This window comes from Mesobacillus jeotgali, assembly GCF_031759225.1.
GTDB classification, from domain to species: domain Bacteria; phylum Bacillota; class Bacilli; order Bacillales; family Cytobacillaceae; genus Mesobacillus; species Mesobacillus jeotgali_B.
Window position 1 is genome coordinate 1,004,622 of record NZ_CP134494.1, and the last position, 25,608, is coordinate 1,030,229.

The 25,608-nt window shown below is 43.9% G+C and carries 27 protein-coding genes; 18 read left to right on the forward strand and 9 right to left on the reverse strand.

The features are described 5' to 3' along the window. The first annotated feature begins 120 nt into the window (after positions 1–120). From RH061_RS04970 to RH061_RS04980, 3 genes are all read left to right on the forward strand, one after another. Positions 121–1,845 carry an ABC transporter ATP-binding protein gene (locus RH061_RS04970; protein ID WP_311074378.1) on the forward strand — a complete coding sequence of 575 codons (1,725 nt, stop codon included), beginning with the start codon at positions 121–123 and terminating at the stop codon, positions 1,843–1,845. Then, positions 1,839–3,638: an ABC transporter ATP-binding protein gene (locus RH061_RS04975; protein WP_311074380.1), complete on the forward strand. Its 1,800-nt coding sequence runs from the start codon at positions 1,839–1,841 to the stop codon at positions 3,636–3,638. The genes RH061_RS04970 and RH061_RS04975 overlap by 7 nt, the downstream gene beginning before the upstream one ends. A 202-nt stretch (positions 3,639–3,840) precedes the next feature. Next, positions 3,841–5,121, forward strand: a complete 1,281-nt coding sequence (locus RH061_RS04980; protein ID WP_311074381.1) for an ATP-binding protein — start codon at positions 3,841–3,843, stop codon at positions 5,119–5,121. A gap of 373 nt (positions 5,122–5,494) precedes the next feature. On the opposite strand, the gene RH061_RS04985 is transcribed toward RH061_RS04980, so the two are convergent. The 4 genes from RH061_RS04985 to RH061_RS05000 all read right to left on the reverse strand — a co-directional run bounded on the left by RH061_RS04985 (position 5,495) and on the right by RH061_RS05000 (position 7,557). Next, the gene (locus RH061_RS04985) at positions 5,495–5,746 is read right to left on the reverse strand and encodes an alpha/beta-type small acid-soluble spore protein (protein ID WP_311074382.1); all 252 of its coding nucleotides are present in this window, start codon (positions 5,744–5,746) and stop codon (positions 5,495–5,497) included. A 450-nt stretch (positions 5,747–6,196) separates the two neighbouring features. Continuing rightward, positions 6,197–6,382, reverse strand: a complete 186-nt coding sequence (locus RH061_RS04990; protein WP_311074383.1) for a YfhD family protein — start codon at positions 6,380–6,382, stop codon at positions 6,197–6,199. A gap of 85 nt (positions 6,383–6,467) precedes the next feature. Further along, positions 6,468–6,590 carry a YfhE family protein gene (locus tag RH061_RS04995; protein ID WP_209438014.1) on the reverse strand — a complete coding sequence of 41 codons (123 nt, stop codon included), beginning with the start codon at positions 6,588–6,590 and terminating at the stop codon, positions 6,468–6,470. A 67-nt stretch (positions 6,591–6,657) separates the two neighbouring features. Next, positions 6,658–7,557 carry a TIGR01777 family oxidoreductase gene (locus RH061_RS05000; protein ID WP_311074386.1) on the reverse strand — a complete coding sequence of 300 codons (900 nt, stop codon included), beginning with the start codon at positions 7,555–7,557 and terminating at the stop codon, positions 6,658–6,660. 97 nt (positions 7,558–7,654) lie between these two features. Here RH061_RS05000 and recX point away from each other — a divergent pair, with 97 nt between their 5' ends. Then, positions 7,655–8,467, forward strand: a complete 813-nt coding sequence (gene recX / locus RH061_RS05005; protein ID WP_311074388.1) for a recombination regulator RecX — start codon at positions 7,655–7,657, stop codon at positions 8,465–8,467. Positions 8,468–8,483: 16 nt separating this feature from the next. On the opposite strand, the gene RH061_RS05010 is transcribed toward recX, so the two are convergent. Continuing rightward, on the reverse strand, positions 8,484–9,161 hold the full coding sequence (locus RH061_RS05010; RefSeq protein WP_311074389.1) for an SDR family NAD(P)-dependent oxidoreductase: 678 nt from the start codon (positions 9,159–9,161) through the stop codon (positions 8,484–8,486). A gap of 88 nt (positions 9,162–9,249) precedes the next feature. Between RH061_RS05010 and RH061_RS05015 the strand changes: the two genes are divergently transcribed. Continuing rightward, positions 9,250–9,588 (forward strand): YfhH family protein, encoded by a 339-nt coding sequence (locus RH061_RS05015; RefSeq protein WP_311074391.1) that lies wholly within the window; start codon positions 9,250–9,252, stop codon positions 9,586–9,588. A gap of 54 nt (positions 9,589–9,642) precedes the next feature. Here the strand turns inward: RH061_RS05015 and RH061_RS05020 are convergent, their stop codons facing one another. Next, positions 9,643–9,825 carry a small, acid-soluble spore protein K gene (locus RH061_RS05020; RefSeq protein ID WP_079505761.1) on the reverse strand — a complete coding sequence of 61 codons (183 nt, stop codon included), beginning with the start codon at positions 9,823–9,825 and terminating at the stop codon, positions 9,643–9,645. A 116-nt stretch (positions 9,826–9,941) separates the two neighbouring features. Here RH061_RS05020 and RH061_RS05025 point away from each other — a divergent pair, with 116 nt between their 5' ends. Then, positions 9,942–10,214 (forward strand): YfhJ family protein, encoded by a 273-nt coding sequence (locus RH061_RS05025; protein WP_311074393.1) that lies wholly within the window; start codon positions 9,942–9,944, stop codon positions 10,212–10,214. A 576-nt stretch (positions 10,215–10,790) separates the two neighbouring features. On the opposite strand, the gene RH061_RS05030 is transcribed toward RH061_RS05025, so the two are convergent. Then, the gene (locus tag RH061_RS05030; protein WP_311074394.1) at positions 10,791–11,777 is read right to left on the reverse strand and encodes a metal-dependent hydrolase; all 987 of its coding nucleotides are present in this window, start codon (positions 11,775–11,777) and stop codon (positions 10,791–10,793) included. A gap of 147 nt (positions 11,778–11,924) precedes the next feature. Here RH061_RS05030 and RH061_RS05035 point away from each other — a divergent pair, with 147 nt between their 5' ends. Together RH061_RS05035 and mutY are read left to right on the forward strand one after the other, a co-directional pair. After that, a complete protein-coding gene (locus tag RH061_RS05035) occupies positions 11,925–12,221 on the forward strand; it encodes a hypothetical protein (RefSeq protein ID WP_311074396.1) in 297 nt (98 codons plus the stop codon). 81 nt (positions 12,222–12,302) lie between these two features. Further along, entirely contained in the window at positions 12,303–13,376 is a 1,074-nt protein-coding gene (gene mutY, locus RH061_RS05040) for an A/G-specific adenine glycosylase (protein WP_311076276.1), read from the forward strand. Between the two features lie 28 nt (positions 13,377–13,404). On the opposite strand, the gene RH061_RS05045 is transcribed toward mutY, so the two are convergent. Then, a complete protein-coding gene (locus RH061_RS05045; RefSeq protein ID WP_311074398.1) occupies positions 13,405–13,629 on the reverse strand; it encodes a hypothetical protein in 225 nt (74 codons plus the stop codon). 173 nt (positions 13,630–13,802) lie between these two features. On the opposite strand from RH061_RS05045, the gene fabL reads away from it, so the two are divergent. The 10 genes from fabL (at position 13,803) to RH061_RS05095 (ending at position 24,284) form a co-directional block, all read left to right on the forward strand. Then, complete coding sequence (fabL, locus tag RH061_RS05050) at positions 13,803–14,552, forward strand: enoyl-[acyl-carrier-protein] reductase FabL (protein ID WP_311074399.1); 750 nt, start codon at positions 13,803–13,805, stop codon at positions 14,550–14,552. Positions 14,553–14,631: 79 nt separating this feature from the next. Then, a complete protein-coding gene (locus RH061_RS05055) occupies positions 14,632–14,823 on the forward strand; it encodes a gamma-type small acid-soluble spore protein (RefSeq protein WP_311074401.1) in 192 nt (63 codons plus the stop codon). Positions 14,824–15,040: 217 nt separating this feature from the next. Continuing rightward, positions 15,041–15,295 (forward strand): YgaB family protein, encoded by a 255-nt coding sequence (locus RH061_RS05060; protein WP_311074402.1) that lies wholly within the window; start codon positions 15,041–15,043, stop codon positions 15,293–15,295. 233 nt (positions 15,296–15,528) lie between these two features. Then, positions 15,529–16,059 (forward strand): nucleoside tri-diphosphate phosphatase, encoded by a 531-nt coding sequence (ntdP, locus tag RH061_RS05065; protein ID WP_041967592.1) that lies wholly within the window; start codon positions 15,529–15,531, stop codon positions 16,057–16,059. A 96-nt stretch (positions 16,060–16,155) separates the two neighbouring features. Next, entirely contained in the window at positions 16,156–17,904 is a 1,749-nt protein-coding gene (locus tag RH061_RS05070) for an ABC transporter ATP-binding protein (protein WP_311074405.1), read from the forward strand. Between the two features lie 330 nt (positions 17,905–18,234). Further along, positions 18,235–19,248 carry an ABC transporter ATP-binding protein gene (locus RH061_RS05075; protein ID WP_311074406.1) on the forward strand — a complete coding sequence of 338 codons (1,014 nt, stop codon included), beginning with the start codon at positions 18,235–18,237 and terminating at the stop codon, positions 19,246–19,248. Continuing rightward, on the forward strand, positions 19,223–20,188 hold the full coding sequence (locus RH061_RS05080; protein ID WP_311074408.1) for an ABC transporter ATP-binding protein: 966 nt from the start codon (positions 19,223–19,225) through the stop codon (positions 20,186–20,188). Before RH061_RS05075 ends, RH061_RS05080 begins: the two co-directional genes overlap by 26 nt. A 114-nt stretch (positions 20,189–20,302) precedes the next feature. Then, positions 20,303–21,904 (forward strand): ABC transporter substrate-binding protein, encoded by a 1,602-nt coding sequence (locus RH061_RS05085; protein ID WP_311074410.1) that lies wholly within the window; start codon positions 20,303–20,305, stop codon positions 21,902–21,904. A gap of 457 nt (positions 21,905–22,361) precedes the next feature. After that, entirely contained in the window at positions 22,362–23,366 is a 1,005-nt protein-coding gene (locus tag RH061_RS05090) for an ABC transporter permease (RefSeq protein WP_311074411.1), read from the forward strand. A 42-nt stretch (positions 23,367–23,408) separates the two neighbouring features. Next, positions 23,409–24,284, forward strand: coding sequence for an ABC transporter permease (locus RH061_RS05095; RefSeq protein WP_311076278.1), 876 nt, complete (start codon positions 23,409–23,411; stop codon positions 24,282–24,284). Between the two features lie 46 nt (positions 24,285–24,330). Here the strand turns inward: RH061_RS05095 and RH061_RS05100 are convergent, their stop codons facing one another. Beyond that, a complete protein-coding gene (locus tag RH061_RS05100) occupies positions 24,331–25,413 on the reverse strand; it encodes an FUSC family protein (protein WP_311074412.1) in 1,083 nt (360 codons plus the stop codon). Positions 25,414–25,608 lie beyond the last annotated feature (195 nt).

Genomic DNA, 25,608 nt, shown 5'->3' on the forward strand with positions numbered 1-25,608 from the left:
GCAGCATTGGACCGTTGTTTTTTTATCTTTCAATTCAAAAAATTTACCAAAAGAGGTATGATAGTAGATATAAATTCGGAAGACGAAATAACGTAATGTTCAACAGGGGGTCTCATCTTCATGAGTATATTTTCATTTGTCAAACCATATCGCATCCCAATTGCGATTGCGCTTAGCTTAATGCTTGTCGAATTGGCTGTTGAACTTGTCCAGCCACTCTTGATTGCCAAAATCATTGATGAAGGAATTATTGCGAGGGACCTCGACACAGTCATCAAATGGGGCGGAGTCATGCTTGGAATCTCTTTCCTTGCCTTTGCATCCGGGATAACAAACTCATTCATAGCGGCCCACGCAGGCCAAAGCTTTGGGTTTGACCTCCGGGAAAAGCTTTTTGCCAAGGTTCAGGATTTTTCTTTCACGAACTTCAGTCATTTTCCTTCATCTTCTTTGATCACGAGGATCACGAATGATGTGACCCAGCTGCAGAATACTTTTTTCATGAGTCTGAGGATAGCGATGCGTGCACCTTTACTGGTCATTGGGGGAATCATCATGGCGATGATGGTTCATGCAAAGTTGGCACTGCCGTTTGTTATCATCATCCCGCCTCTTTTGATCTTCCTCATTTGGATCATGACAAAGGCTGGAGGCTTATTTAAAAGTGTCCAGAAGCGCCTTGATAGAGTGAACGGGGTCATGAGAGAAAACCTTGTGGGTATGAGATTGATCAAGGCTTTTGCCAGAGGGAAATATGAAGGAACCCGGTTTGAAAAAGCGAACAATAAATTACAGGAACGAACCGTATTTGCTTTAAGGGTTACCGAGGTGACGATTCCCGTTCTGCTGCTTTTCATGAACCTCAGTGTAATTGCTGTTCTCTGGTTCGGAAAAATCGATGTTCAATCTGGCAGTGTATCAGTTGGTGAAGTAGTAGCGATTGTGAACTATGCTGCCAGGATCACCGCTGCCTTTTCGATGTTTTCGTGGATCATCATGGTATTCTCTCGTGCCAGAGCATCTTCTGAGCGTGTAACCGATGTCCTGAATGAGGAGATTGACCTTGAAGATACCATTAAAAGCCAGGATGCTTACGAGATCTCTAAAGGTGAAATTGAGTTTGATCAGGTGTCATTCCAGTTCCCGGACACCAATATTCCGATACTTCAGGATTTGTCCTTCAAGATTGAACAGGGGGAAACCGTTGCGGTGCTGGGAGCGACCGGTGCAGGTAAAACGGCGATGTTCCAGCTTATCCCGCGATTGTATGATGTCACAAGCGGGGAAATCCGTATCGACGGCCGGAACATAAAGGAGTTGAAACTGAAAAGTCTCAGAGAGGGCATCGGCTACGTACCACAGGAGGCAATGCTTTTTACCGGTTCGATTAAAGAAAACCTGGCCTGGGGCAAACAGGATGCTACAGAGGAGGAATTGGTGAAGGCAGCAGCAGATGCCCAAATCCATGAAACCGTCCAGAAACTGCCGAAACAATATGATACGCTCCTGGGGCAAAAAGGTGTCAACCTTTCAGGTGGCCAGAAGCAGAGGTTATCCATTGCCCGTGCTTTGATCAAGAACCCTAAAATCCTTTTGCTCGATGACAGCACCAGTGCGCTTGATTTGAAAACGGAAGCAAGGCTGCTCGATGCAATCAGTAAATATAAATGTACGACCGTCATCATCACCCAAAAAATCAGCACCGCGAAGGAAGCAGATAAAATTCTGCTGCTTGAGAATGGATCCATTATTGGTTACGGAGACCATGAAACCTTGCTCAAGCAATCCTCGCTCTATCAGGCAATCTACAACTCCCAGTTCGGGGAGGTGAAGGCAGGATGTTAAAAAAACATAAAGAAAACAGAACGGAAGAAAAAAGAAGTGTGGTTAGAGGTATTGGACCGACAATCAAAAGAATCTGGTCCTACCTTGCAGATCAGCGAAGCCTGATGATCCTTGTCCTTTTAATGGTGGTGGCCAGTTCAGCACTCGGATTGATGGGACCATTCCTTATCGGCTGGGGAATCGATGAGTATTTTGCGACAGAATCTGCCGATGGTTTCATCTGGTTATTAAGTGGCCTTGCCGCGGTCTATGTCATGCATTCCTTAACATTGTGGCTCCAAAGTTACTGGATGATCGGGATTGCGCAGAAAACGGTCTATACAATGAGAAGACAATTATTCAACCATTTTCATAAACTCTCGATTGATTTCTTCAACAAACGCCAGCATGGGGAATTGATGAGCAGGGTCACCAACGATATCGAAAATGTCAGCGCGACTTTGAATTCCTCCGTCATCCAGATTTTTTCGAGTGTACTAACCCTGGTTGGAACGCTTGCGGTCATGATTTGGCTAAGCCCATTGCTTACGCTTGTCACGATGATCATCGTGCCGCTGATGTTCATGGGAATGAAGTGGATTACCAGCCGAACAGGGAGGCTATATAAAGAACAGCAGCGCCGGCTTGGAGAAATGAATGGTTATATTGAAGAAACAATCTCTGGCCAGAAAATCATCAAATCCTTTTCACAGGAGCCAAAGGTGATAGAAGAGTTCCGTATCAAGAATCAGCAGTTAAAGGAATCAGGTTACTGGGCTCAGACTTTTACCGGCTTCATCCCGAAATTGATGAATATGCTCAATAATCTCAGTTTCACCATAGTGGCAGCTGTTGGCGGATTCTTCGCCCTGAAAGGATATGTGACGATAGGGACAATTGTCATCTTTTCCGAATACTCCCGTCAGTTCACAAGGCCGCTGAACGATTTGTCGAATCAATTCAATACCCTGCTCTCGGCGGTGGCAGGAGCCGATCGTGTTTTCGACATCATTGATACTGAAGAAGAGGCTGTCGATGAAAAAGGAGCTAAACCACTTCCGAACATTAATGGGAAGGTTGAGTTCAAGGATGTATCTTTCTCATATGAAAGGGGCGGAGATACTGTATCTGATTTGAATTTCATTGCAGAACCCGGGCAAACTATTGCGCTTGTTGGCCCTACAGGAGCGGGAAAGTCGACCATCATAAACTTGATCTCCCGATTTTATGAACCAAATCAAGGGATGATCTTAATAGATGGGCACGACAGTACAAAAATCACCCGTGAGAGCCTGCGCAAACAAATGGGGTTCGTCCTCCAGGATTCATTCCTGTTCCAGGGAACCATCAGGGAGAATATCCGCTACGGAAGATTGGATGCAACAGACGAGGAAGTGGAGAAGGCGGCCAAAGCAGCAAATGCCCATTCCTTCATACAGAGATTGCCTGAAGGATATGACACTGTGTTAAGCCAGGATGATGCCGGTATCAGCCAGGGGCAAAAACAATTATTGTCCATTGCCAGAGCCATCCTTGCTGATCCATCCATCTTGATACTGGATGAAGCGACGAGCAGTATCGATACCATTACAGAACTCAAAATTCAGGAGGCCCTCCAGCATTTGTTGAAGGGAAGAACAAGTTTTATCATTGCCCATCGCTTGAATACAATTAAAAATGCTGAACAGATCATTGTCATAGAAAGCGGGCAGATCATTGAAAAAGGAAATCATGACGAACTGCTGGCACAAAAGGGCTTTTACCATGACCTCTATACAAGCCAGCTGGAAAAGAGAATGTTGATGAATTATTAGGGAGCTCTCGAGCTTCCTTTTTTTTATTCTGTGGAAAGTGAATCAAAAAATGGAGGCTATCTTCCCATAAAATATGACAAATTTCCCGGGCAATAGAGGATTCATGAAAATTTTGTCGTATTCCTATTATAAGACTTTAATTAGCATGACAGCATCCGTCCGTCTTTATATAAACCAACCCACTTCGAATGGAGAAGATGAAATGCTTGCTGAGAAACTTCTTTTAAACGTTCTTATAATCTTGCTGCCAATCTTCATTCATAGTGTTCTTTTTGATAATAAAAACGTCGGAAAATCTCCGTATTTATGTGGAGTACTTCAAAGTATTGCGGTGGTACTCTCGCTAGTATTTGCATATGAGGAAGGTGGGTTGTACTGGGATCTTCGCTACGTACCATTGGTGCTGGCTTTTCTATACGGCGGTCCGATAGCGGGTGGAATGGTGCTGGTCACTTATCTGGCAACCAGGACTTTTATGGGAGGGGACCTTCTGCTAGGTTATGCAAGCGGTTTTCTGGCAGCACTTGTTCCATTGTTGTTCTTGAAGAAGTTTTGGACTTTTGACGCAAAGAAGAGAATCAGGATAGCCACTCTTGTTGGTTTATGGCCTTCGCTTTCAATGCTGGTGATTCTAGTGGCTAATATCTTCATCAATGATGCAACAGCCGAAGATACGAATCAACTCATGATGAATGTTGCGATTTTTGGTGCCATCCAAGTGTTTGCCGTGTGGATTGCATCGATTTTGAATGAGTCCATGATTGAGAAGGATTTAATGAGAAAAGAAATTCTGAGAGCTGAAAAACTGAATACACTGGGTGAACTAGCCGCTTCAATTGCACACGAGATCAGGAATCCATTAACAGTTGTAAAAGGGTTCCTGCAAATGATGCACAAACAAGAAAAAGGGAATAATCATTATTATTTGAGTCTTGTACTGACAGAATTAGGCAGGGCGGAATCCATCATTAATGATTATCTGAATTTTGCCAAGCCTCAGTTTGAAAAACTGGAGGATGCCGAGCTGGCAGAAATCATTTCTGAGGTGACACTCCTATTAGAGGCATTTGCTGCAAAGGAAGGTGTACAGGTAAATGTACAGCTGGAGTGGGGAGTATATGTCGAAACGGACCGAAACCAGCTTAAACAAGCCCTGGTGAATATTATAAAGAATGCGATTGAGGCCACCGATGAAGGCGGGGAAGTTCACATAAGCCAGAATACAGTAGGCCATGAGTCGTTTATAGTTGTTTCTGATAATGGAAAAGGAATGGATAGTGCTCAAATTGCCAGACTTGGCACATTATTTTATACAACCAAAGATAAAGGTACGGGGCTTGGTACTTCTGTTTCAATAAAGATAATAGAGGCAATGGGCGGTTCGATTTCATTCAAGAGTGAAAAAGGAGTCGGGACAGAAGTGACAATCATGCTGCCGGCATACAAAAAGGAGAACCTGACATTACTGAACCAGCAAAAATAGGAGATGTGATGTAAAACAGAACCGGAAAAAACTACTCCAGAATTAGAAAAAGCGAACCGGATCCGGTTCGCTTTTTAGTAACTTGCTACTTCACAAGATGTATAAAAATCATCCATTATAAACTTTTGCCGCGGTACAAAATTCCACTTGACCATTTTTAACCTAAACGACGCAAGCCCTACCTCTCTTGCATCCTTACGGCTCCGAAGCCGATCCAGTGTGAATAAGTTGTTACCTAAAAATAAAAGCAGAACGCCATTAATTGTTTACATAATAATTGTTGTGATTCAAGTTACTTCTTTTTGGCGAAGCTTTATCATTATATGATGTTTTCCAGCAGATGTCAATAATAATTTACAAATCTTTGAAGTCCTTACTGTTTGCGTAAATTTTCCTTTGCCATTCTTACAAGTTCCCTTACCATGCTTCCTCCTAGTCGGCCTCCAACCTTTCCTGCTTCCCGAGTAGAGAGATTGCCGTTATAGCCCTTGTTCAGGGGAACGCCAACTTCTCTTGCTGTTTCGAATTTTGCCTCCTCAGCTTTCATCGTACCAGCTACCTGAGCTTTTAGATCATCCAGTGCTTTTCTGGCTTCAGGTACTAAAATTTTATTTCTTCTGGCCATTGATGGTCCCTCCACAGATTCTTTTTCTTATTATTGGTTAAGAGCAGACATATTATTTTAATAACGGCATAGGGTTTTACTTATTCCTATAAGGGGTAAATATAATGCCTAACTAAATTATCCTCATATTTATTAACAGGTAAAAGCTAATAAAATAAAGTACTCCACAGGTTTATCCACATTATCCACAGAAAACTACGAGTAATATGGGAGAAGTTGTAAAACCTGTTATTATAAGCTTTTGAGAAATTCATCAACATTATTCACATTGGTGTGGATAAATATATTATTAAGAATTTGTGAAATCACTTGTTAAAAGATTAAGCTGGTAGTAAAGTAGAGTTATCAAAAGTTAGTGAAAACATTCACAAAATAACTAACCGGAGATATCCCCCTTCCCTTAATGGGAAAAGGCAGAATCATTGGATTCTGCCTTTTCCTTTGTTAGGGTTATTTTCTCCTGCTTTTTGCACGCTCGTCCGCAGCCTTGGATCTTGCCATTGCTTCCAAGTCGTCGTGGTCAGCTAACTCGCGATTGAATTCCACGTCCAGCCCATCTGATTTCATGTTTTTCGGCACTTGTGGAAGGGATGCTTTATTGCGATCACGAGTTTTTTGTCCGTGTGCTCTTCCCATTCGAAAAACCCCTTTCAAATTAAAAAAGTACGGAAATGGATCATTTCCGTACTTTTATGTTCCTCCAAAAGAGGTGGCTTAATGCCTAAAATCTCTTTCCATTTGCATAGCCGCCAGCTCGGTCTGCTTTCTTGAATTCACGGCTGTATGTAACTTCCTGCATGCTAGATAATGTACTCTTTGTCTTATCTCTTTTTTTCTTATCCATCAAAAATCCACCCTTTCAATGTGATGTACCTTACAAGTATTTCCTTGTTGAAAGGGATTAAACAGCATTACTCACTTAAAATTTCTCTTAGAGCTTTTTCGAGCTCAGGATACTGGAAGGAGAAGCCTGCGTTAAGCAGTTTTTCCGGAATGACTCTTTGCCCTTCCAGAACTAGCATGCTCATTTCCCCAAGTGCAATCTTAAGTGCAAAACCAGGTACCGGCAGCCAATGTGGGCGATCCAACACTAGGGACAAAACTTTTCCAAACTGATCCATTGTCACTGGAGAGGGAGCAACGAAATTAACTGGACCATCCAATTTAGAAGATTCTATTGCAAAGAGGATGCCGCGTATGACATCTTTAATATGAACCCAGGAGAGCCATTGGTCACCAGTACCGACTTTGCCGCCACCAAAAAATTTATATGGCAGGACCATCCTTGGCAGGGCTCCGCCATTTTTATCAAGGATCAAGCCGAATCTGCACAGCACTACACGAGTGCCAAACTCCTTCACCTCGTTGGCAGAAGATTCCCACCGCTGCACAGTGTCAGACAGGAAGTCGATTCCAGGACCAGACTGTTCATTGAATTCTCCTGCCAGAGATGTCCCGTAGTATCCAACGGCACTGGCGTTGATTAATACAGGCGGTTTATCATTGAGTGCCATGATGATTCTTTTCACTTCAGTGGTTGCTTTAATTCGGCTGTCGATGATTTTCTGTTTGTATTCCTCCGTCCATCGTCCATTGATTGTCGCACCTGCCAGGTTGACGATCGCGTCAATGCCCTCAAGCTGACTTTCAGGCTGGTCTCCGGGATTGAGCCACTGAACAAGCTTTACACTATTGATGCTCTGCTCATTGACTTTCCGAGTTAAAATGAACACTTCATGTCCATTGCGGACGAGCTCACTGGATAATGCTCTGCCGACAAGTCCTGTTCCTCCGGTGATGGCTATTTTCATGGTCATCCTCCTAACTATTCTCTTGACTATATAGTACTGCTTTTAACATGATAAACCTTCTTTGAATGTGTTAAAGTTTCTGTAGAGGTGAAATAAGATGCCAGTCATTACAAAGATTTCCGTTCAAAAACACAATAAGGACAGATACAGCATTTTTACTGACAGCGGAAGAGGAGAAGAGTATGCCTTCAGTGTCGATGAAGATGTTTTAATTAAATATAACCTAAAAAAAGGGATGGAGCTGGATGACTTCGCTGTCACGGAAATGCTGTTCCAGGACGACATCCGGAAAGCCTATAATACGGCAATCAATTATCTTTCACACCGCATGCGGTCAGAATCAGAGGTACGTGAACACCTGAAAAAGAAAGAAATATCGGATTCTGTCATAAAAGAAGCAATCCATAAATTATATGAATTCAAATTCCTGGATGATGAGGAATTTGCAAAGGCATTTGTCCAGACAAAATTGAATACGACGGATAAAGGTGCAGATGTCATCAAACTGGAATTAAAGGAAAAAGGAATTGCTCCAGACTTAATTATAAAATCCATTGAAGAGGTTTCATTCGATGAACAGCTGGAAAAGGCGATTAAACTGAGTGAAAAATATGCTTTGAAAAATAAAAAGGACTCTTCAAGGATTTTAAAGCAGAAAATAGAGCAGATGCTGAAGCGCAAAGGGTATTCTTTTTCTATCATCCGTGCTGCATTGGATGAGACTGAAGTCGAAAAAGAAGCCGGAGCTGAAATGGATGCACTGAGGGTTCAAGGTGATAAACTGCATAATAAATACAGTAAGCTTCCGGAGCGTGAATACCGACAGAAGCTGAAGATGGCATTGTATCGCAAAGGATTTCCTATGGAATTGATTGATGAATTCATCATGGAAAAAGAAAATGAGGACTAAAAAATCATGACACTTGTCATGATTTTTTAGATTCGATCACAATTTCTGCTTGATCAAGATTGTTCACAATGATTTGGGCCACCTCTGCAGCTGACCTAAGTCCTGTTGGGTCTTCCACATGCTCGGTATCATCCCAGAATGGCGTATTCATGCCGCCCATATAAGCAGCGACGAATGTGATCCCAGTTCCTTCATACTCCTTCTGAAGGCTTTCGGTGAATCCCCTGACTGCGAATTTAGTGGAGCAATAGACTGCTTCATTCTTTTTACCGCGCAGACCGGCTGTGGAAACAATGTTCAAGACCAGCCCTTCATGATTCTGTTCAAGATAGGGGAGGAGTGCTTTCGTCATATTGATGGTTCCGAAGACATTCGTCTGGAACATTTCTTCTATTTCAGTATCTGACACTTCGGAGAACGGGCCAAAATATCCGAGGCCTGCATTATTCACAAGACCGTAAATTTCATGCTTCTTGCTGATCAACAGCGCCTTTTCCTTAATATCCTCAAGGTTGCGCAAATCAAGCTGAATCGCGGTAGCACTTCCTCCAGACTGTTCGATCTGTACCTTGACAGCGTTTAGCTTATCTTCTGTTCTCCCTGTTAAAATCATATGGAATCCCTGGTTGGCCAAAAGCAGTGAGAGCTCTTTCCCAAGGCCTGTACCGGCACCAGTCACAATGATTGCTTTCATGATAGCCTCCTTAAGATAACATGCTATAATTTAGTTATATCTTAAATGCTTGAATGTTAAAAGCGAGAACAATCCAGGAGTGAATGATATGGGCAGAGAAAAACGATACAGCGAGATGACTGAATACGAGTTGAACCAGGAAATCGCCAGTCTACGGGACAAGGCTAGAAAATCGGAACAGATGGGAATGGTTAGTGAACTTGCCGTTTACGAACGTAAAATAGCCATGGCCAAATCTTACATGCTGAATCCGGAAGATTTTAAACCAGGTGAAATCTACGGGATCGATGGAGACCCGGGTTCTTATTTCAAAATAGATTATATGAATGGGGTATTTGCATGGGGTGCACGTCTCCATGGTGACGGAAGAGAAGAAGCACTGCCGATTTCCCTGTTGTTGAAATTAGAGCAAAACCAGAGTAACTAATATCTGGTTTTGCTCTCAGGTTTCGCTGGATATTACATGTTCAGCGAAAGCTTATTAATGGTCTTTTATGACCGCTGAGGTATCATCTTCACGGTGAGATGAGGCGTACATGCGCTCCTGTGGATGAGTATTGATGGTACCATCAGCTCTTGTAGAAGCGTATTCCGCTTTTGCCCGGGGTTCGCCCTCGAGCTTATTGTTGTTCTGATTCGGGAAGTTGGTTACTTTATTTCGCATATTGCCCTCCGTGACGGGTAAAATTACGTGTATGCCAAAAAAGCTGCACGCATTTATAGTATTAGATAAAAACACTCAATCATGACTACATTAAATATTGGCAAAGGGTGATCACAATGCAGGAAACTATTGAGAAACTGGCAAGCCTGCTGCAGGAAAAAAACAAAGGCATCACGTACGAGCAGGCATTGACCTGGGTGGAGCTTTTATGGGGAGACTTCGAGTCAACCTATGCAAAAGCAGGACACAAATACATGGGAAGCGAAATGACCGAAAAAGTAGTCCGCCAATGGATTGACAACTACGGCGAACAGCTCCACGAATTCGTTGCCAGGAATCCGAAGTATAAGCATTTATTGAATCAGCAGGATTCTGGTCATACACATTAAAGTGAAAATCCCCTTTTATGGGGATTTTTATTTTGTGTGACAGCTCTTATGCTTATATATGGCTTGGCATTCTCATAAAGGTCCCGTTCTCCCCGATAGATTCCCTTATGAATAGCTTGGCACTCTCATAAGGGTCTCGTTCTTCCCGATAGATGCTCTTATGTATGTCTTTATACTCTCCATAAGGGTCTCGTTGGTCCCGATAGATGCCCTTATGAATGGCTCTACACTCTCATAAGGGTCTCGTTGGTCCCGATAGATGCCCTTATGAATGTCTTTGTACTCTCCATAAGGGTCTCGTTGGCCCCGATAGATGCCCTTATGAATGGCTTTGCACTCTCATAAGGGTCCCGTTCTCCCCGATAGATGCCCTTATGAATGGCTCTGCACTCTCATAAGGGTCTCGTTGGTCCCGATAGATGCCCTTATGAATGGCTTTGCACTCTCATAAGGGTTCCGTTCTCCCCGATAGATGCCCTTATGAATGGCTCTGCACTCTCATAAGGGTCTCGTTTTCCTCGATAGCTGCCCTCAAATAATCCATACATAAAAAAACCGGGCAACACGCCCGGTCACTTACCCTTCTCCAGGAAGGAATTCCAATTTCTTTCTTAGTTTTTCCTCACTATATATCCAGCCGGTGTAGGAGCTGAGGATTTCCAGGTCCTTGCTTAGGTTCACGACGGCGACGAAAGGATAATGCCCGTTGCTGCGGTAGCGCAGGTCGATGAACCTTACTTCGTAAAAGTCATCGTATTCATCACATTCCCAGCGGTAAACTGGAGAGAAGGACAGGAACGCTGATAGATTCTTGTCTTTTTTTGCAGCTTCCAGCACTGGTGTTTCGGGAACCGGCACACGATTGAACTGATCGAGGATCCTCACGTGGTGCTTGTGCCCCCGGCCGACAAAGAACTGGTGTTTGTTCATTACAGCGACCCGCCAATGATTGAACTTCATGGTTGGGGCGATGATGATATCGGTAGCATCCGGAACAATGTTTTCAACTGCCCTTCTTATGCGGAATTTCATAATAAAGCGATAAATGTAGTAGAACACCAGGATGGCATAAATCGTCAAAAAGGTGTATCCAGGGTGATATCCAAAAGCCCAAAGGAACAAACCGACGACATGAAGCGCAAAAATAATCGGGTCAAATGTATTGATTACCCCGAGAGCGACCCATTTCGACGAAAAAGGACGCAATGCCTGTGTTCCATATGCGTTGAAAATGTCGACAAAAACATGAAGGAAAACAGCTATAAATGTCCAAATCCATAAATGCAGCAAATTTGCTTCAGGGTAGAAAAAGTAGATTGTCCCAGAAATAAGCAGCGGCCATAGGAGGACTGCTGGAATCGAATGGGTAATTCCCCGGTGGTTCCGAATATAAACAGCGTTATTCCTTAATTTCAATACAGTATCTATATCAGGGATTTGTGAGCCGACAAGTGTGGCAATCAAAACACTTGAGGCAGTGGCGGTGCTTTCGCTGACAGCAGGATCAAGCGTAGCCAATCCGCCCAGAGCGAATCCCATCACAACATGAGTTCCTGTATCCATGGAAACAGCCTCCTTTTTAAAAGATTCAAGTTACTCTTAACCAGAGTATGGCAGTGGAAAGTCCTTGTCACAAAGCGAATAATAGTTTACTTTTAAAGGGCTGTATCAATCAGTCCCTTTAACGAAATTTCAAAGGAGCTGAATAAATTGATTCAGATGATCGTCCAATACGAAGTAAAGCAGAATCTGCTTAGCCAATACCATGAAACAATCGATAAGATTTCGACCATGCTTCCCGACTTTGAAGCTGATATGTTTTCATGCAGCCAGTCGGACGAACGGAATATCTTTGTTGAATCATTCTATGTCCCGACCGAAGCCCATTATCACGCCTTGAAAAAAATGCGGTTATCCCGGAATCATTCCGTATTTGGAATCCTTGAAGACTTTGTACCGGGCGGATTGGAACGAATGGGTTTCCTGGCGATTAAGCAGAAGCGTTAATATTATATTCCCAAATTTCCGGAAAGTTTAACACCTGGAGGAACAAAAGTGGCAACTGACATCAAGAAATGTATAGATAAAATGGATATTAAATCCTTTCAGGATGACTTGATAGGATGGTTTGTAAGTGAGCAGCGTGAACTGCCATGGAGAAAGGATCAGGATCCTTATAAAGTGTGGGTATCAGAAATCATGCTCCAGCAAACTAGAGTAGATACTGTCATCCCTTATTTTAATCGATTTTTGGAAAACTTTCCAACAATAGAGGCGCTTGCTGCCGCTGATGAAGAAAAAGTCCTTAAGGCCTGGGAAGGACTCGGTTATTATTCCCGGGTACGAAATCTACAATCCGCCGTTCAAGAAGTTAATGAGAGATATGGCGGAAAAGTACCGGATTCACCGGAGGAGATTTCAGCCTTAAAAGGTGTTGGTCCATACACGGCCGGGGCGATTCTTAGTATTGCCTATGGAAAACCCGAGCCAGCGGTCGATGGAAATGTCATGAGGGTATTATCCCGTATTTTATTGATTTGGGAGGACATTGCCAGGCCTGCGTCCCGTAAAATTTTTGAAGCGGCAGTGAGGGAATTGATCTCCCATGAAAATCCCTCCTATTTCAATCAGGCGTTAATGGAGCTTGGAGCCCTTATCTGCACTCCGACATCTCCATCCTGCCTGCTCTGTCCTGTCAGGGAGCATTGCGAAGCATTCCACGAAGGAGTGCAGGATGAACTTCCTGTAAAAACAAAAAAGAAAAAGCAGAAAAATGTGCAGCTTGCTGCCGGGATTTTTAAAGATGAGGGTGGAAGGATCCTAATCCGGAAAAGACCTGGAACAGGCTTGCTGGCAAACTTATGGGAGTTCCCGACAGTTGAATTGAATCTCGACTTCCAGCGCCAGAGGGACCAGTTATCTGAGCATTTTGAAGAGGTATATGGCTTATCACCAAAAATAAACGAATCCATAGGGGAAATCGACCATGTATTTTCTCATCTGGTATGGAACATACAGGTATTCAGTGGCCAATTTACGGGTGAAATCCTCGAGACTCCACAGTTGAGGCTGGTGACCGAAAAAGAAATTCAGGAATTCGCCTTCCCGGTTCCATACCAAAAAATGCTGAAAAAATATCTTGAATCAAAAAAGGCTGAATAATCACTTTGAATTATCAGCCTTTTCTAGATCAATCGTAGCTCACTTTCGTTCCATGTGTGTAATCGGCTTCTCCGCGGTTCAAACCGCCTCGGCTTTCGATTTCTTCAACGATCTCCCTGTGAATCGACTGGCCCTCCGCATTCAGGTAAGGCACCATCTGCTGGAGAGAATGATGGAAAAAGGCCAGCTCGCTATCCTTCCAATCTGTCTTGGGCATCATCGATAATTCAGTCATATCACGGCCTACATACATCGGGATCATCCTTTCATAAAAGTGTTGGTCTACAGAATAGTGTTTTCAGTAAAGGGGTTTTTTATCACAGCATTAAAATTAGATCCTTGTTGTCATATATACCTGAAAAAGCTAAAATGAAACAAAATTAAGGTTCCGCTTTTTAAGCAAGAACTATAGAAAGGGTTTTTTAGATGACACAAAAAGTTGCACTTATTACAGGAAGCAGCCGGGGAATCGGTAAGGCGGCGGCCATCACGCTCGCAAAAGAGGGATACGACATCGTCGTAAACTATGCCCGCAGCAAAAAGGCAGCGCAGGAAACAGCAGAGCAAATTGAAGCTCTTGGCAGGAAAGTCCTTGTCGTTAAGGCGAATGTTGGGGATGTGAGCAAGATCAAAGCTATGTTCGAACAAATCGATGCAGAATTCGGCAGGCTCGATGTGTTCGTGAATAATGCAGCTTCAGGGGTGCTTCGACCAGCGATGGAACTTGAAGAATCACACTGGGACTGGACGATGAACATCAATAGCAAAGCATTGTTATTCTGTGCCCAGGAAGCGGCGAAACTGATGGAGAGGAATGGCGGAGGTAAAATCGTCAGCATTAGTTCGCTGGGTTCAATCAGATATTTGGAAAACTATACAACTGTAGGGGTTTCAAAGGCTGCCCTGGAAGCATTGACACGCTATCTGGCTGTGGAACTGGCCCGTAAAAATATCGTTGTCAACGCCGTTTCAGGCGGAGCTGTCGATACCGAAGCACTGACGCACTTCCCGAATAGAGAGGAACTCCTTGCTGAGGCCAGAGAAAAAACACCTGCAGGAAGAATGGTTGAAATTGACGACATGATCAATGCCATCATGTTCCTGCTGAAGGATGAATCCAGCATGATTCGCGGACAGACGATTATTGTTGATGGTGGTATATCGTTGTTAGTTTAAGAAAAGATGATTTGGTAAAAATTAGTCGGATATTACACCTTGCGGATGGTTAATCTATATTTCGTGGAGGTGATAAACGATGGCAAAACAACCTAACCAATCTCAAGCTGGAACTAACATTCAAGAAGTGAGACAGCAAAACGCTCAATCTGCTGGTCGCCAGGGCCAATTCGGTACTGAATTCGCGAGCGAAACTAACGCTCAAGAAGTACGCCAGCAAAACCAGCAAGCTGAAGCTCGCAAAGGCCGTAACTCTGGCCAACAGCGCTAATATCACCTTTAAGAAAGGCACTCTAATTCGTAGAGTGCCTTTTCCATGTTTACTGGAACCTAAATCGGAGAAGACTGGAGTAACCGCCAAAAGTTCGTAAATAATTTATATCCACCATTCGACAAAGGTTCCGAATCCTCTACATAACTAGTCAAAGGAATTCCATCGTAACCCAAGAATACAATTAGAAGATAAATTTTACAGGCGGTGGAAAAGCATGGATAAATTTAACGAATTGGTATTCACACAAATGCAAACGATGGAAAAGCTTCTTTATCTGCAGTCTGAATTGGAAAGATGCCAGGAGATTGAAAAACAGCTCGATGCCCTAAAGCAAAGTGCGGAGTTAGAGGAACTTCGCATGGAGATTGATCTAAAAAAACAGGATCTGCAGGAAATCCACCGGATGTTTGAAAAGCAGACGGAGGAAGTCATCCATACGTATCAAGAGCTTGCCGTTACCTTTCGTTAAGACCTCTCTGTTCATTTGATTGGTATAAAAAGTGAATTTTTATAAAAATTCAAGCAAATTTATTGGGCGATCGAGGAAATCGATGGCTCTTTTGTTTTAAATTCTCACGTTAACCGTTATAATAATAAAAAAAAGGAATCGTTCTTTGTTGCCTTTTGTCGTTTAAAGGAAATAGATACATATACAGTAATAGGTCGCAAAGTTTCCGGGAAAGGAAAGTAGGGGAGAAGAACATGGGCGTACCCACAGAAGGTGAACCGATCCAAATCCATAGTTATAAGCATAATGGGCACATCCATCGAGTCTGGGAAGAAACTACCGTCTTGAAAGGAACGCAAAATCTTGTGATAGGCGGAAATGATCGGACAGTTGTTACTGAGTCAGACGGGAGAACTTGGATTACGAGAGAGCCTGCAATCTGTTACTTCCACTCTCAGTTATGGTTCAACGTTATTGGAATGATTCGGGAGGATGGCGTGTATTATTACTGCAATATTAGTTCGCCATTCATCTTTGATGGAGAAGCACTGAAATATATTGATTATGATCTCGATATTAAAGTATTTCCAGATATGACGTTTAATCTGCTCGATGAAGATGAATATGAACGACATCGTAAAGAAATGCAGTACCCTGATGTGATCGATAAGATATTGAAATACAATGTTGAAAAGCTCAAACGCTGGATCAGGCAGAGGAAGGGTCCATTCGCGCCGGATTTTATCGACATTTACTACGAACGGTATTTAACATATCGTCGTTAACTGTACAGGGTAGACAAGCATCAGCCTGTTGATTTGATTCAACAGGTTTTTGTTTCGTGGACAGCAAGGCAAGGCTCCATAAGGGGGAACTATAAATTGGGCAGCATCCGCAGATACTTAAAATTCGTCAAACCATATAGGCTGCAAATCATCGGAACAATCTTCATCGGTATTCTCAAATTTGCAATACCACTGTTGATTCCACTTTTAATTAAATTTGTCCTTGATGATGTCATCGGCAGTGAAACACTGACCAAGGATGAAAAAATAGATAAACTCCTCTGGGTAATGGGCATCATGATCGTTGTTTTTGTCGTGCTCAGACCGCCTATTGAGTATTACCGACAATATTTTGCCCAGTGGACTGCAAGCAAAATCCTTTATGACATAAGGGACAGACTGTTTACTCACATGCAGCGGCTAAGCTACAAATATTACTCCAATACGAGAGCGGGAGAGGTCATCTCAAGGATGATCAATGATGTCGAGCAAACAAAAACCTTCGTAGTTACTGGACTGATGAATCTGTGGCTAGACGTTGCTACGATTATGATAGCGGCTGCTATCATGTTCACGATGGATGTCCAGCTGACGTTTGTTTCGCTGATTCTCTTCCCTTTTTACGCTTTCTCGGTAAAATACTTCTTCGGGAATCTTCGGAAGCTTACGAGGGAACGGTCCCAGGCACTTGCGGGAGTGCAAAGCTATTTGCATGAGAGGGTAGCTGGGATCTCCGTTATCAAAAGTTTCGCAATCGAGGATTATGAGCAAACACAGTTTGATCAGCAGAATAAAAACTTTTTGACGAAAGCACTAGATCATACAAGGTGGAACGCAAAAGCATTTGCAGTAGTCAATACGATTACTGATATCGCGCCGCTGCTCGTCATTGGCTTTTCCGGTTATCAGGTACTTCAAGGCAGTCTGACCATCGGGGAAATGGCCGCTTTCATCGCATATATCGACCGCCTTTATAATCCTCTGCGAAGGCTCGTGAATTCATCGACTACATTGACACAGGCGATTGCGTCAATGGACCGAGTTTTCGAGTTCATGGATGAAAAGTATGATATCAAGGATTCTGCAGATGCGGTCGAATTAAAAAAGGTACATGGAGATATTTCTTTTAGAAATGTAAGTTTCTCTTATGAGGAAGCCGGGGAGTCGGTACTCAAGAATTTGAATATAGAGGTCAAAAAGGGAGAAACAATTGCCCTGGTCGGGATGAGCGGAGGCGGAAAATCTTCGTTTGTCAGCCTGATTCCCAGATTTTTTGATGTTACCGAAGGAGAGATTCTCCTGGACGGGAAGGATATCCGTTCGTTCAAGGTTCGATCCCTGCGCGATAAAATCGGTATGGTTGCGCAAGATAATATTTTGTTCAGCGAATCTGTTAAATCCAATATCCTTTTAGGCAGGCCGGGAGCCAGTGACGAGGAAGTGATCCAGGCTGCCAAGGCTGCAAATGCCCATGACTTTATTATGAGTCTGCCCGAAGGCTATGATACGAAAGTCGGTGAAAGGGGAGTCAAGCTTTCCGGTGGCCAAAAGCAGCGTGTCGCCATTGCGCGCGTGTTCCTGAAGAATCCGCCGATCTTGATTCTGGACGAAGCAACATCAGCACTTGACCTTGAAAGTGAACACCTTATTCAGGAAGCGATTGAAAAGCTGGCAAAAGACAGGACAACATTCATTGTAGCCCATCGTTTATCCACGATTACCCACGCCGACAGGATTGTCCTGATTGAACACGGAGAGATCGTCGAAGACGGCAGCCATGAACAACTGATGGCAAAGCAGGGCGGCTATCATAGGCTATTCCAGGTCCAGCAGTTGGAGAGTTAACTATACTTTATTAAAAACCGGAGCGTTTTCGCTTCGGTTTTTCTTTTGCTTATCGCAAAATATCTATTCGCGGACAATGTTCGGGTTTTTTATTAGTAGAGAGAGAGAACTAGATAAGTTACTTCTTCCGCATTCCATTAGTGTCATATTTTATCAACTTTTGGCATACAATTAGTACCAATTGCCTAAAATAATTCTAAATTATTATTATATTTAAATAATTTAGAAAAATCAGTGGACTATCTTGGTGCATTTAATATAAAATGTTTAACACAGACATAAGATTTTTTATTCAACAATAATATTTCGGTAATAGAAAGGAGTAGAAAAGTGGTACATGCTCCGGTTTTAGATGTAAAAAACTTAAGGACATCATTTGTCAGCAAAGATGGTGAGATTCCTGCAGTAGATGATGTCAGCTTTTCGGTTAACAAAGGAGAAATCCTTGGGATAGTCGGAGAATCAGGCAGCGGGAAGAGCGTAACTTCCTTATCTATAATGAAGCTGATTCCCCAGCCTCCGGGAAAAATTGCTGGAGGAGCAATCCTTCTCAATGGAGAAGACCTGGTACACGCTTCCGAAAGGCGGATGCGTGAAATCCGCGGTAATGAGGTCGCGATGATTTTCCAGGAACCGATGACTTCTTTAAATCCCTTATTCACAATTGGCGAACAGCTCGTTGAGGCGTTGAAGATACATAAGAAACTTGGCAAAAAGGCCGCCTATCAACAAGCAGTGGAGATGCTTAAACTTGTTGGACTGCCAAGGGCAGACCAAATCATTAAGGAATATCCCCATCAGCTTTCAGGAGGAATGAGGCAGAGGGTCATGATTGCAATGGCACTGAGCTGCCATCCGCGGGTTCTGATCGCTGATGAACCGACAACTGCACTTGATGTAACCATCCAGGCGCAGATTCTGGCTCTAATGAAGGATTTAAATGAAAAGCTTGATACAGCCATCATCATGATCACTCATGACCTTGGTGTTGTTGCCGAGGTTTGTCAGCGTGTTGTTGTCATGTATGCAGGTAAAATCGTGGAGGAAGGGCTTGTGGAGGATATTTTTAAAAATCCAAAGCATCCTTATACTCTCGGCCTGCTCAAATCGATTCCGGATATCAGGGATAAGCAGGAGAGGTTATACTCCATTCCTGGTAACGTGCCAAAGCCAGGGTCCATCAAGGTGGGCTGCAGGTTTGCGGCAAGATGCGAATTTGTGATGGACAGATGCTTGAGCGAAGATCCTGAACTCTATGAAACTGGCAAGCCCGGCCATACTGTTCGCTGCCTGCTGCATGAGAAGGAGGGAGTAGCCAATGACCGAAGTACTGTTAAAAGTTGATGGATTAAAAAAATATTTTCCTATTACCGGAGGGATCCTTGGCAAGCAGACTGGAAGTGTAAAAGCGGTTGATGATATCAGCTTTTGGGTGAATAAAGGTGAAACACTGGGTCTTGTTGGCGAGTCTGGCTGCGGGAAATCCACTACTGGAAGAATGCTGATGCGCCTGATCGACCCGACAGAAGGGCAAGTCGTTTTCGAAGGGAAGGATCTGGTGACACTATCCGATAACGATATGCGCAAGACCCGTAAGGATATGCAGATGGTCTTCCAGGATCCATTTGCTTCACTGAATCCAAGGCATACAGTCGAGAAAATACTAGAGGAACCTTTGATTGTCCATGGAATCGGGACGAAGAAGGAACGCAAGCAGATGGTAAAGGAAATGCTCGAAGTTGTCGGTCTCAGCAGCTACCATGCCAAGAGGTATCCACACCAGTTCAGCGGCGGACAGCGCCAGCGAATCGGAATTGCCCGGGCGTTGATGACAAGGCCAAAGCTGATCATAGCTGATGAACCTGTATCCGCACTCGATGTTTCGATTCAATCACAGGTGCTTAATCTACTGGAGGACCTGCAAGAGGAATTCCAGTTGACTTATATTTTCATAGCCCATGATCTTGGAGTTGTAAGGCATATCAGTGACAGGGTGGGAGTCATGTACTTAGGCAGGCTCGTAGAAATCACGGAAGCCGATAAGCTGTACGATAAACCGCTCCATCCGTATACGAAAGCACTGCTTTCAGCGGTACCGATCCCGGATCCTGATGTGAAAAGGGAACAGGAGCTGTTGACAGGGGATCTCCCAAGCCCGGCGAATCCGCCGCAGGGATGTGCATTCCATACCAGATGTAAAGAATGCATGGAAATCTGCAAGACTGACAGACCTGTATTGAAGGAAATTGAGCCTGGTCATTTTGCTGCCTGCCACCTTTATTAACCTGGAATAACAGATTTTTATTCCAGGAAGGAATGTATGCAGGAACAACAGCATAGATGATAGATATTATGGACTGGATAGATAAACCGGTCCGAAAAAACAAGGGGGAAGAATATGAAAAGGCGTTTTGGATTAATGTTTTTTGCTTTTATCCTCATCCTAAGCTTAGGCCTGGCTGGATGTAACAACGAATCCGGCGGGAAGAAAACTGGCGGTGAGTCTGGTTCAGATGGTGGATCGTCATCTGGTGGAACTCTAGTATTTGGCCGCGGTGGCGATTCAACATCGCTTGACCCTGCAGTCACAACTGAAGGAGAAGCTTTCAAAGTAACTAAGAACATCTACGAAACTCTTATCGAGTTCGGTGAGCAGGATACAGAAATTCAACCAGGCCTCGCGGAAAGCTGGGAAGAGTCTCCTGATGGCCTGAAACACACATTGAAACTGCGTAAAGGTGTTAAATTCCATGACGGCACTGATTTCAACGCTGAAGCTGTAGTCTTCAACTTCGAGCGCTGGAAGGCAGGCAATAAAGAACAATTCTACTACTATAACTCACAATTTGGTGACGTAATCAAGGAAGTTAAAGCAGTGGATGAGCATACAGTTGAATTCACATTGAACCGTATTCTTGCTCCATTCTACAAAAACCTTGCCATGTCTCCGTTCGGAATCGCGAGTCCTGCTGCAATCGAGAAGCATGGTGACAAGTTCATTGAAAATCCAGTAGGTACTGGACCATTCAAATTCAAAGAATGGAAACGCAATGACAGAGTAACATTGGTGAAAAACGAAGATTACTGGAAGGAAGGACTTCCAAAGCTTGATGAAGTCATCTTCCGTGCCATCCCTGAAAATTCAGCTCGTCTGAATGCCCTTAATACAGGCGAAGTTGACATTATTGACGGCGTAAACTTCAGTGATGTTGAATCTATTGAAAACAATGCAGATCTTCAGGTTTTCTATCGTCCTTCATTGAACGTTGCTTACCTGGGATTGAACAACGAACGCGGACCGCTTAAGGATAAGAAGGTACGACAGGCATTGAACCACGCGGTTAATAAGCAAGCATTGATCGACGCTTTCTTCGCTGGAGCAGCGGAGCCTGCAAAGAACCCGATGCCGAAATCAGTAGCTGGTTATAACGATGATGTGGAACCATATGATTACAATCCTGAGAAAGCAAAGGAGCTTTTGAAGGAAGCTGGATATGAAGATGGCTTTGAAATTGAACTTTGGGCAATGCCGGTTCCAAGACCTTATATGCCAGATGGAAAGAAAGTTGCTGAAGCGATCCAGAAGGACTTCGCTGAAGTAGGCGTAAAAGCAAAGATTGTTTCCTATGAGTGGGCAACATATCTTGAAAAAGCACGTACAGGTGAAGCGGATACATTCTTGCTTGGCTGGACAGGTGACAATGGTGATGCTGATAACTTCCTGTATGTGCTCCTGGATCAGGATAATATCGATAGCAACAACTATGCACGCTACGCTAGCCAGGAAGTACATGACCTGTTCATCAAGGCTCAGTCTACAAATGACCAGGCCGAACGTGAAAAACTATATAAAGAAGCTCAATTGCTAATTAAAGAAGATGCTCCTTGGATTCCACTTGTCCACTCTGAACCTGCCCTTGCAGGAAGAGCAGACGTTACTGGCTTCAAAGCACATCCAACAGGGTCTGATAACCTGGCAAATGTTGAATTCAAAAAATAATGCATCTGGAAAAGGGAGAGCATATGCATTCTCCCTTTTCTTTTGAACAAATGAAATTAATCCATTTAAGTAATGTCTAGCTCCGGTGCCTTGCCGGTATTTCCTCGACAGTGCATCTTCGAGTATCCTGCGGGAAGCGTCAGCTTTTTTGCAGCTCGAATAGCTTGTCTAGCTGCGGCTCCTAACTCCTCGAGACGCTTGTCTAGTTCGCCTCCTAGAAACTCCGAAACTTCAACTCCGCCGGCAGAAGCAAAAAGCGCTTCTTTGTCGGAGTCTCCAGTTTCTGCGTTTCTGGACAGTCGGCTATACATTTCGGTTTCGGTCCTGCCATGAAGTCAAAGAATGACTTCACAGTCAGGCCCTCCAGCGCTTGTCGGAGTTGGGCAGTCGCCTCCGCTTTTCGATGTCGGGACTGACCAAGGCGCTTGCGCTTTTCATCAAGAAAAGAGGTGGGAAGGTGTTTGCCTATTCTGTCAGAAGAATATTTTCACTAATCCCTGTCCTGTTGGGACTATCACTTATTGTATTTTTCATGATCCGAGCAATCCCTGGAGATCCCGCCCAAGTCATTCTCGGGCAGCTGGCGACTAAAGAAGCGATTGCGGATTTGACGAGAGAACTGGGTCTAGACCAGCCGTGGTACGTACAATATTTTAATTATCTTGGCGGACTGCTTACCGGGGATTTGGGACAATCACTAAGAACAAAGTCGGAGATCAGCAGTGAAATCTGGCCATATCTTGCAGCGACAATGGAACTATCATTTGTTGCGATGATGATTGCCATTATCATCGGGGTGAATGCAGGAATCATCAGTGCTTGGTTCCAGAATTCATGGTTTGATTACGGCGCGATGATCCTGGCGCTGATCGGTGTATCCATGCCGATTTTCTGGCTCGGTTTAATGGAACAGTGGCTGTTCGCCATCAATCTGGATATACTGCCGACCTCCGGGCGGGAAGAAGTGCGGAACCCGGTTGATACAATCACGAATTTTTATCTTATTGATACATTGATCCAGGGGCGGACTGACCAGTTTGTCGATGTCTTGAAGCACCTTGTGCTGCCTGCGATGGCATTGGCAACAATTCCGATGGCCATCATCGCCAGGATCACTCGTTCTACCATGCTTGAGGTCATGAGGTCTGATTTTATCAGGACTGCAAGGGCAAAGGGTTTAAGCATGTTCTGGGTTGTGTACAAGCACTCCCTTAAAAATGCGGTCATTCCTGTTTTGACAATCATTGGTTTGCAGACAGGGCTTCTGCTTGGAGGAGCGATCCTGACAGAAACAATCTTCAGCTGGCCGGGAATTGGACGTTATATTTACGAGGCGATCAACTACCGTGATTATCCGGTAATACAATCCGGTATCCTGGTCATTGCCTTAATTTTTGTAATGATCAACCTAGTAGTTGACTTACTGTACGCAGCAATTGATCCGCGGATCAAATACCGTTGATGGAAGGGGAGAGAGCAGGTGGAGATTTTAACTCAAAAGCAAATGCAGCCGCCAACCGTGCAGGTAGAGGAAAAAGTGGCGTCTCCCTGGGCAGAAGCATGGTATAGTTTCAAGAAAAACAAATTAGCTCTGGTAGGAGCAGGCATCGTTTTATTCTTTATTTTACTGGCAATCTTTGCGCCGTTAATTGCACCGGAAGGAATCAATGAGCAGAAAATGGAGGTCCGTCTCCAGGCACCTTCTGCTGATCACTGGTTCGGGACCGATGACTTTGGACGCGATATTCTTTCAAGAGTTATCTACGGTGCACGTATTTCTTTATGGGTAGGAACCTTTGCGGTAATGGGTTCTATCATCGTAGGATGCCTGCTCGGAATCCTTGCCGGCTATTATGGGAGATGGGTGGATACGATCATCTCAAGGGCATTTGATATCATGCTGGCATTTCCTAGCATCCTGTTGGCGATTGCCATTGTTGCGGTTCTGGGACCTTCACTTAGAAATGCCCTCATTGCCATTGCAATCATCAATATCCCGAATTTCGGGAGACTGATTCGATCTAGGGTACTCAGCGTAAAAGAAGAGGAATACATCATGGCTGCCAAGGCTGTAGGGATGAGGGACAGCAGGATTTTGTTCCAGCACATCCTTCCAAACAGTATGGCGCCAATCATCGTCCAGGGCACGCTTGCGATTGCGACGGCAATCATTGAAGCTGCTGCACTGGGATTCCTCGGATTAGGGGCAGACGCGCCAAATCCTGAATGGGGAAAGATGCTCGCAGACGCGAAAGACTATATGATCCAGGCACCATGGACCATGATTTTCCCAGGACTTGCAATCATGCTGACAGTACTCGGCTTCAACCTGATGGGTGATGGCTTAAGGGATGCATTGGATCCTAGAATGAAGAGTTAGGGAATTATATGGATAAGAAAAAAAGCAGCTGATAAACCAGCTGCTTTTAAATTTCTGTATTTTGATCCATGGTCACATTGCTATCGTCTTTATGGTAGGACTGGAAGCTGGTTACGAGCGTATCCAGGTGCTCCACCTGCTCGCCGTATTCCATGATGATCGACACGAGCTGCATGACGTGATAAAGCATCTGGCTGTTGTTTTGAGCCAGCTCACTTCTCTGCGCTAAGAATAATTCAAAAAGCTGCTCCTTGTTCAGGCAAACGTCACCTTCAATATAGGATGCCTCAGGCCTGACTTTGCCGACGTACTTTAGCATCACCTGTTCATGGTGGTTGATCAGGCAATCCAGCTGATGCTGGATGACTTCCTGGAATTCAACAGGAAGCTGGTTGAATTCATTTTCATAGCGGTGAAGCCTTTTGAGCGTCTCAAGCGATTTTTTTACCGTCGTGATCATCTGCCTGTAAATGACAAGTTTGCGCGACTTCGCAAGTGGATTATTTTTAAAATAATCACGTTCTTCCTTATACATCATATACAGCTGATCCAGCTTGATGATACCCTCGCGCAGTTTCTCGATATCAGCCTTCAGGAGCTGATGCTCAGACGCATGACGTGTGCTCAGCCTGATCCACTTCGTAATTTCCTCTGATAAAATAGAACTCTTGTAATAAAGCTTATTTTCATATTTGGGCGGCAGGAACACCAGGTTTACAATGAATGCCGATACAACCCCAAGCATGATGGTCGAGAAGCGGATCAGAGCAAACTGGATGAAATCATCACCGGGTGTCTCCATGATCGCAATCAATGTGACAAGAGAAAGCGAAATGGTGTTTTCTAGTTTCAGCTTAAGGTTCAAAGTAATAACGAGTACCGCAGCAAGGCCGATAATGAAAATGCTGTTACCGAACGCCATAACGAATAACACAGCGGTGGCGGCACCGATCAGATTGCCCTGGATATGTTCAATAATCGATTGATAAGAGCGGTATACAGTCGGCTGCAGGGCAAATATCGCAGCAATCCCGGCAAACACCGGTGATGGAAGATCGAAAATATGCGATAAAAATAAGGCAAGTGTGATGGCAATTCCCGTTTTCAGTATGCGGGCACCAAGTTTCATGGGAAGTGAATTCCTTTCATACAGAGACAGAAAATCTCATTCATTAATTTATACTTTAAACCATTTTGTTCAAAACTAAACAATTATGTACTATACAACGGATTACCAAGAAGTTCAAGCAACAATTTAACGAAAAATAAGCCCGTTTTAAATGTAAGTGGTTACATATCTATTGGAGAGGATTTCCTTAGAACA

Bases quoted from the DNA above. Each gene is read 5' to 3' on its own strand.
- RH061_RS04970 (WP_311074378.1), top strand. From the start codon at position 121: ATGAGTATATTTTCATTTGTCAAACCATATCGCATCCCAATTGCGATT.
- RH061_RS04975 (WP_311074380.1), top strand. From the start codon at position 1,839: ATGTTAAAAAAACATAAAGAAAACAGAACGGAAGAAAAAAGAAGTGTG.
- RH061_RS04980 (WP_311074381.1), top strand. From the start codon at position 3,841: ATGCTTGCTGAGAAACTTCTTTTAAACGTTCTTATAATCTTGCTGCCA.
- RH061_RS04985 (WP_311074382.1), bottom strand. From the start codon at position 5,746: ATGGCCAGAAGAAATAAAATTTTAGTACCTGAAGCCAGAAAAGCACTG.
- RH061_RS04990 (WP_311074383.1), bottom strand. From the start codon at position 6,382: ATGGGAAGAGCACACGGACAAAAAACTCGTGATCGCAATAAAGCATCC.
- RH061_RS04995 (WP_209438014.1), bottom strand. From the start codon at position 6,590: ATGGATAAGAAAAAAAGAGATAAGACAAAGAGTACATTATCTAGCATG.
- RH061_RS05000 (WP_311074386.1), bottom strand. From the start codon at position 7,557: ATGAAAATAGCCATCACCGGAGGAACAGGACTTGTCGGCAGAGCATTA.
- recX (WP_311074388.1), top strand. From the start codon at position 7,655: ATGCCAGTCATTACAAAGATTTCCGTTCAAAAACACAATAAGGACAGA.
- RH061_RS05010 (WP_311074389.1), bottom strand. From the start codon at position 9,161: ATGAAAGCAATCATTGTGACTGGTGCCGGTACAGGCCTTGGGAAAGAG.
- RH061_RS05015 (WP_311074391.1), top strand. From the start codon at position 9,250: ATGGGCAGAGAAAAACGATACAGCGAGATGACTGAATACGAGTTGAAC.
- RH061_RS05020 (WP_079505761.1), bottom strand. From the start codon at position 9,825: ATGCGAAATAAAGTAACCAACTTCCCGAATCAGAACAACAATAAGCTC.
- RH061_RS05025 (WP_311074393.1), top strand. From the start codon at position 9,942: ATGCAGGAAACTATTGAGAAACTGGCAAGCCTGCTGCAGGAAAAAAAC.
- RH061_RS05030 (WP_311074394.1), bottom strand. From the start codon at position 11,777: ATGGATACAGGAACTCATGTTGTGATGGGATTCGCTCTGGGCGGATTG.
- mutY (WP_311076276.1), top strand. From the start codon at position 12,303: ATGGATATTAAATCCTTTCAGGATGACTTGATAGGATGGTTTGTAAGT.
- RH061_RS05045 (WP_311074398.1), bottom strand. From the start codon at position 13,629: ATGTATGTAGGCCGTGATATGACTGAATTATCGATGATGCCCAAGACA.
- fabL (WP_311074399.1), top strand. From the start codon at position 13,803: ATGACACAAAAAGTTGCACTTATTACAGGAAGCAGCCGGGGAATCGGT.
- RH061_RS05055 (WP_311074401.1), top strand. From the start codon at position 14,632: ATGGCAAAACAACCTAACCAATCTCAAGCTGGAACTAACATTCAAGAA.
- RH061_RS05060 (WP_311074402.1), top strand. From the start codon at position 15,041: ATGGATAAATTTAACGAATTGGTATTCACACAAATGCAAACGATGGAA.
- ntdP (WP_041967592.1), top strand. From the start codon at position 15,529: ATGGGCGTACCCACAGAAGGTGAACCGATCCAAATCCATAGTTATAAG.
- RH061_RS05080 (WP_311074408.1), top strand. From the start codon at position 19,223: ATGACCGAAGTACTGTTAAAAGTTGATGGATTAAAAAAATATTTTCCT.
- RH061_RS05085 (WP_311074410.1), top strand. From the start codon at position 20,303: ATGAAAAGGCGTTTTGGATTAATGTTTTTTGCTTTTATCCTCATCCTA.
- RH061_RS05095 (WP_311076278.1), top strand. From the start codon at position 23,409: ATGCAGCCGCCAACCGTGCAGGTAGAGGAAAAAGTGGCGTCTCCCTGG.
- RH061_RS05100 (WP_311074412.1), bottom strand. From the start codon at position 25,413: ATGAAACTTGGTGCCCGCATACTGAAAACGGGAATTGCCATCACACTT.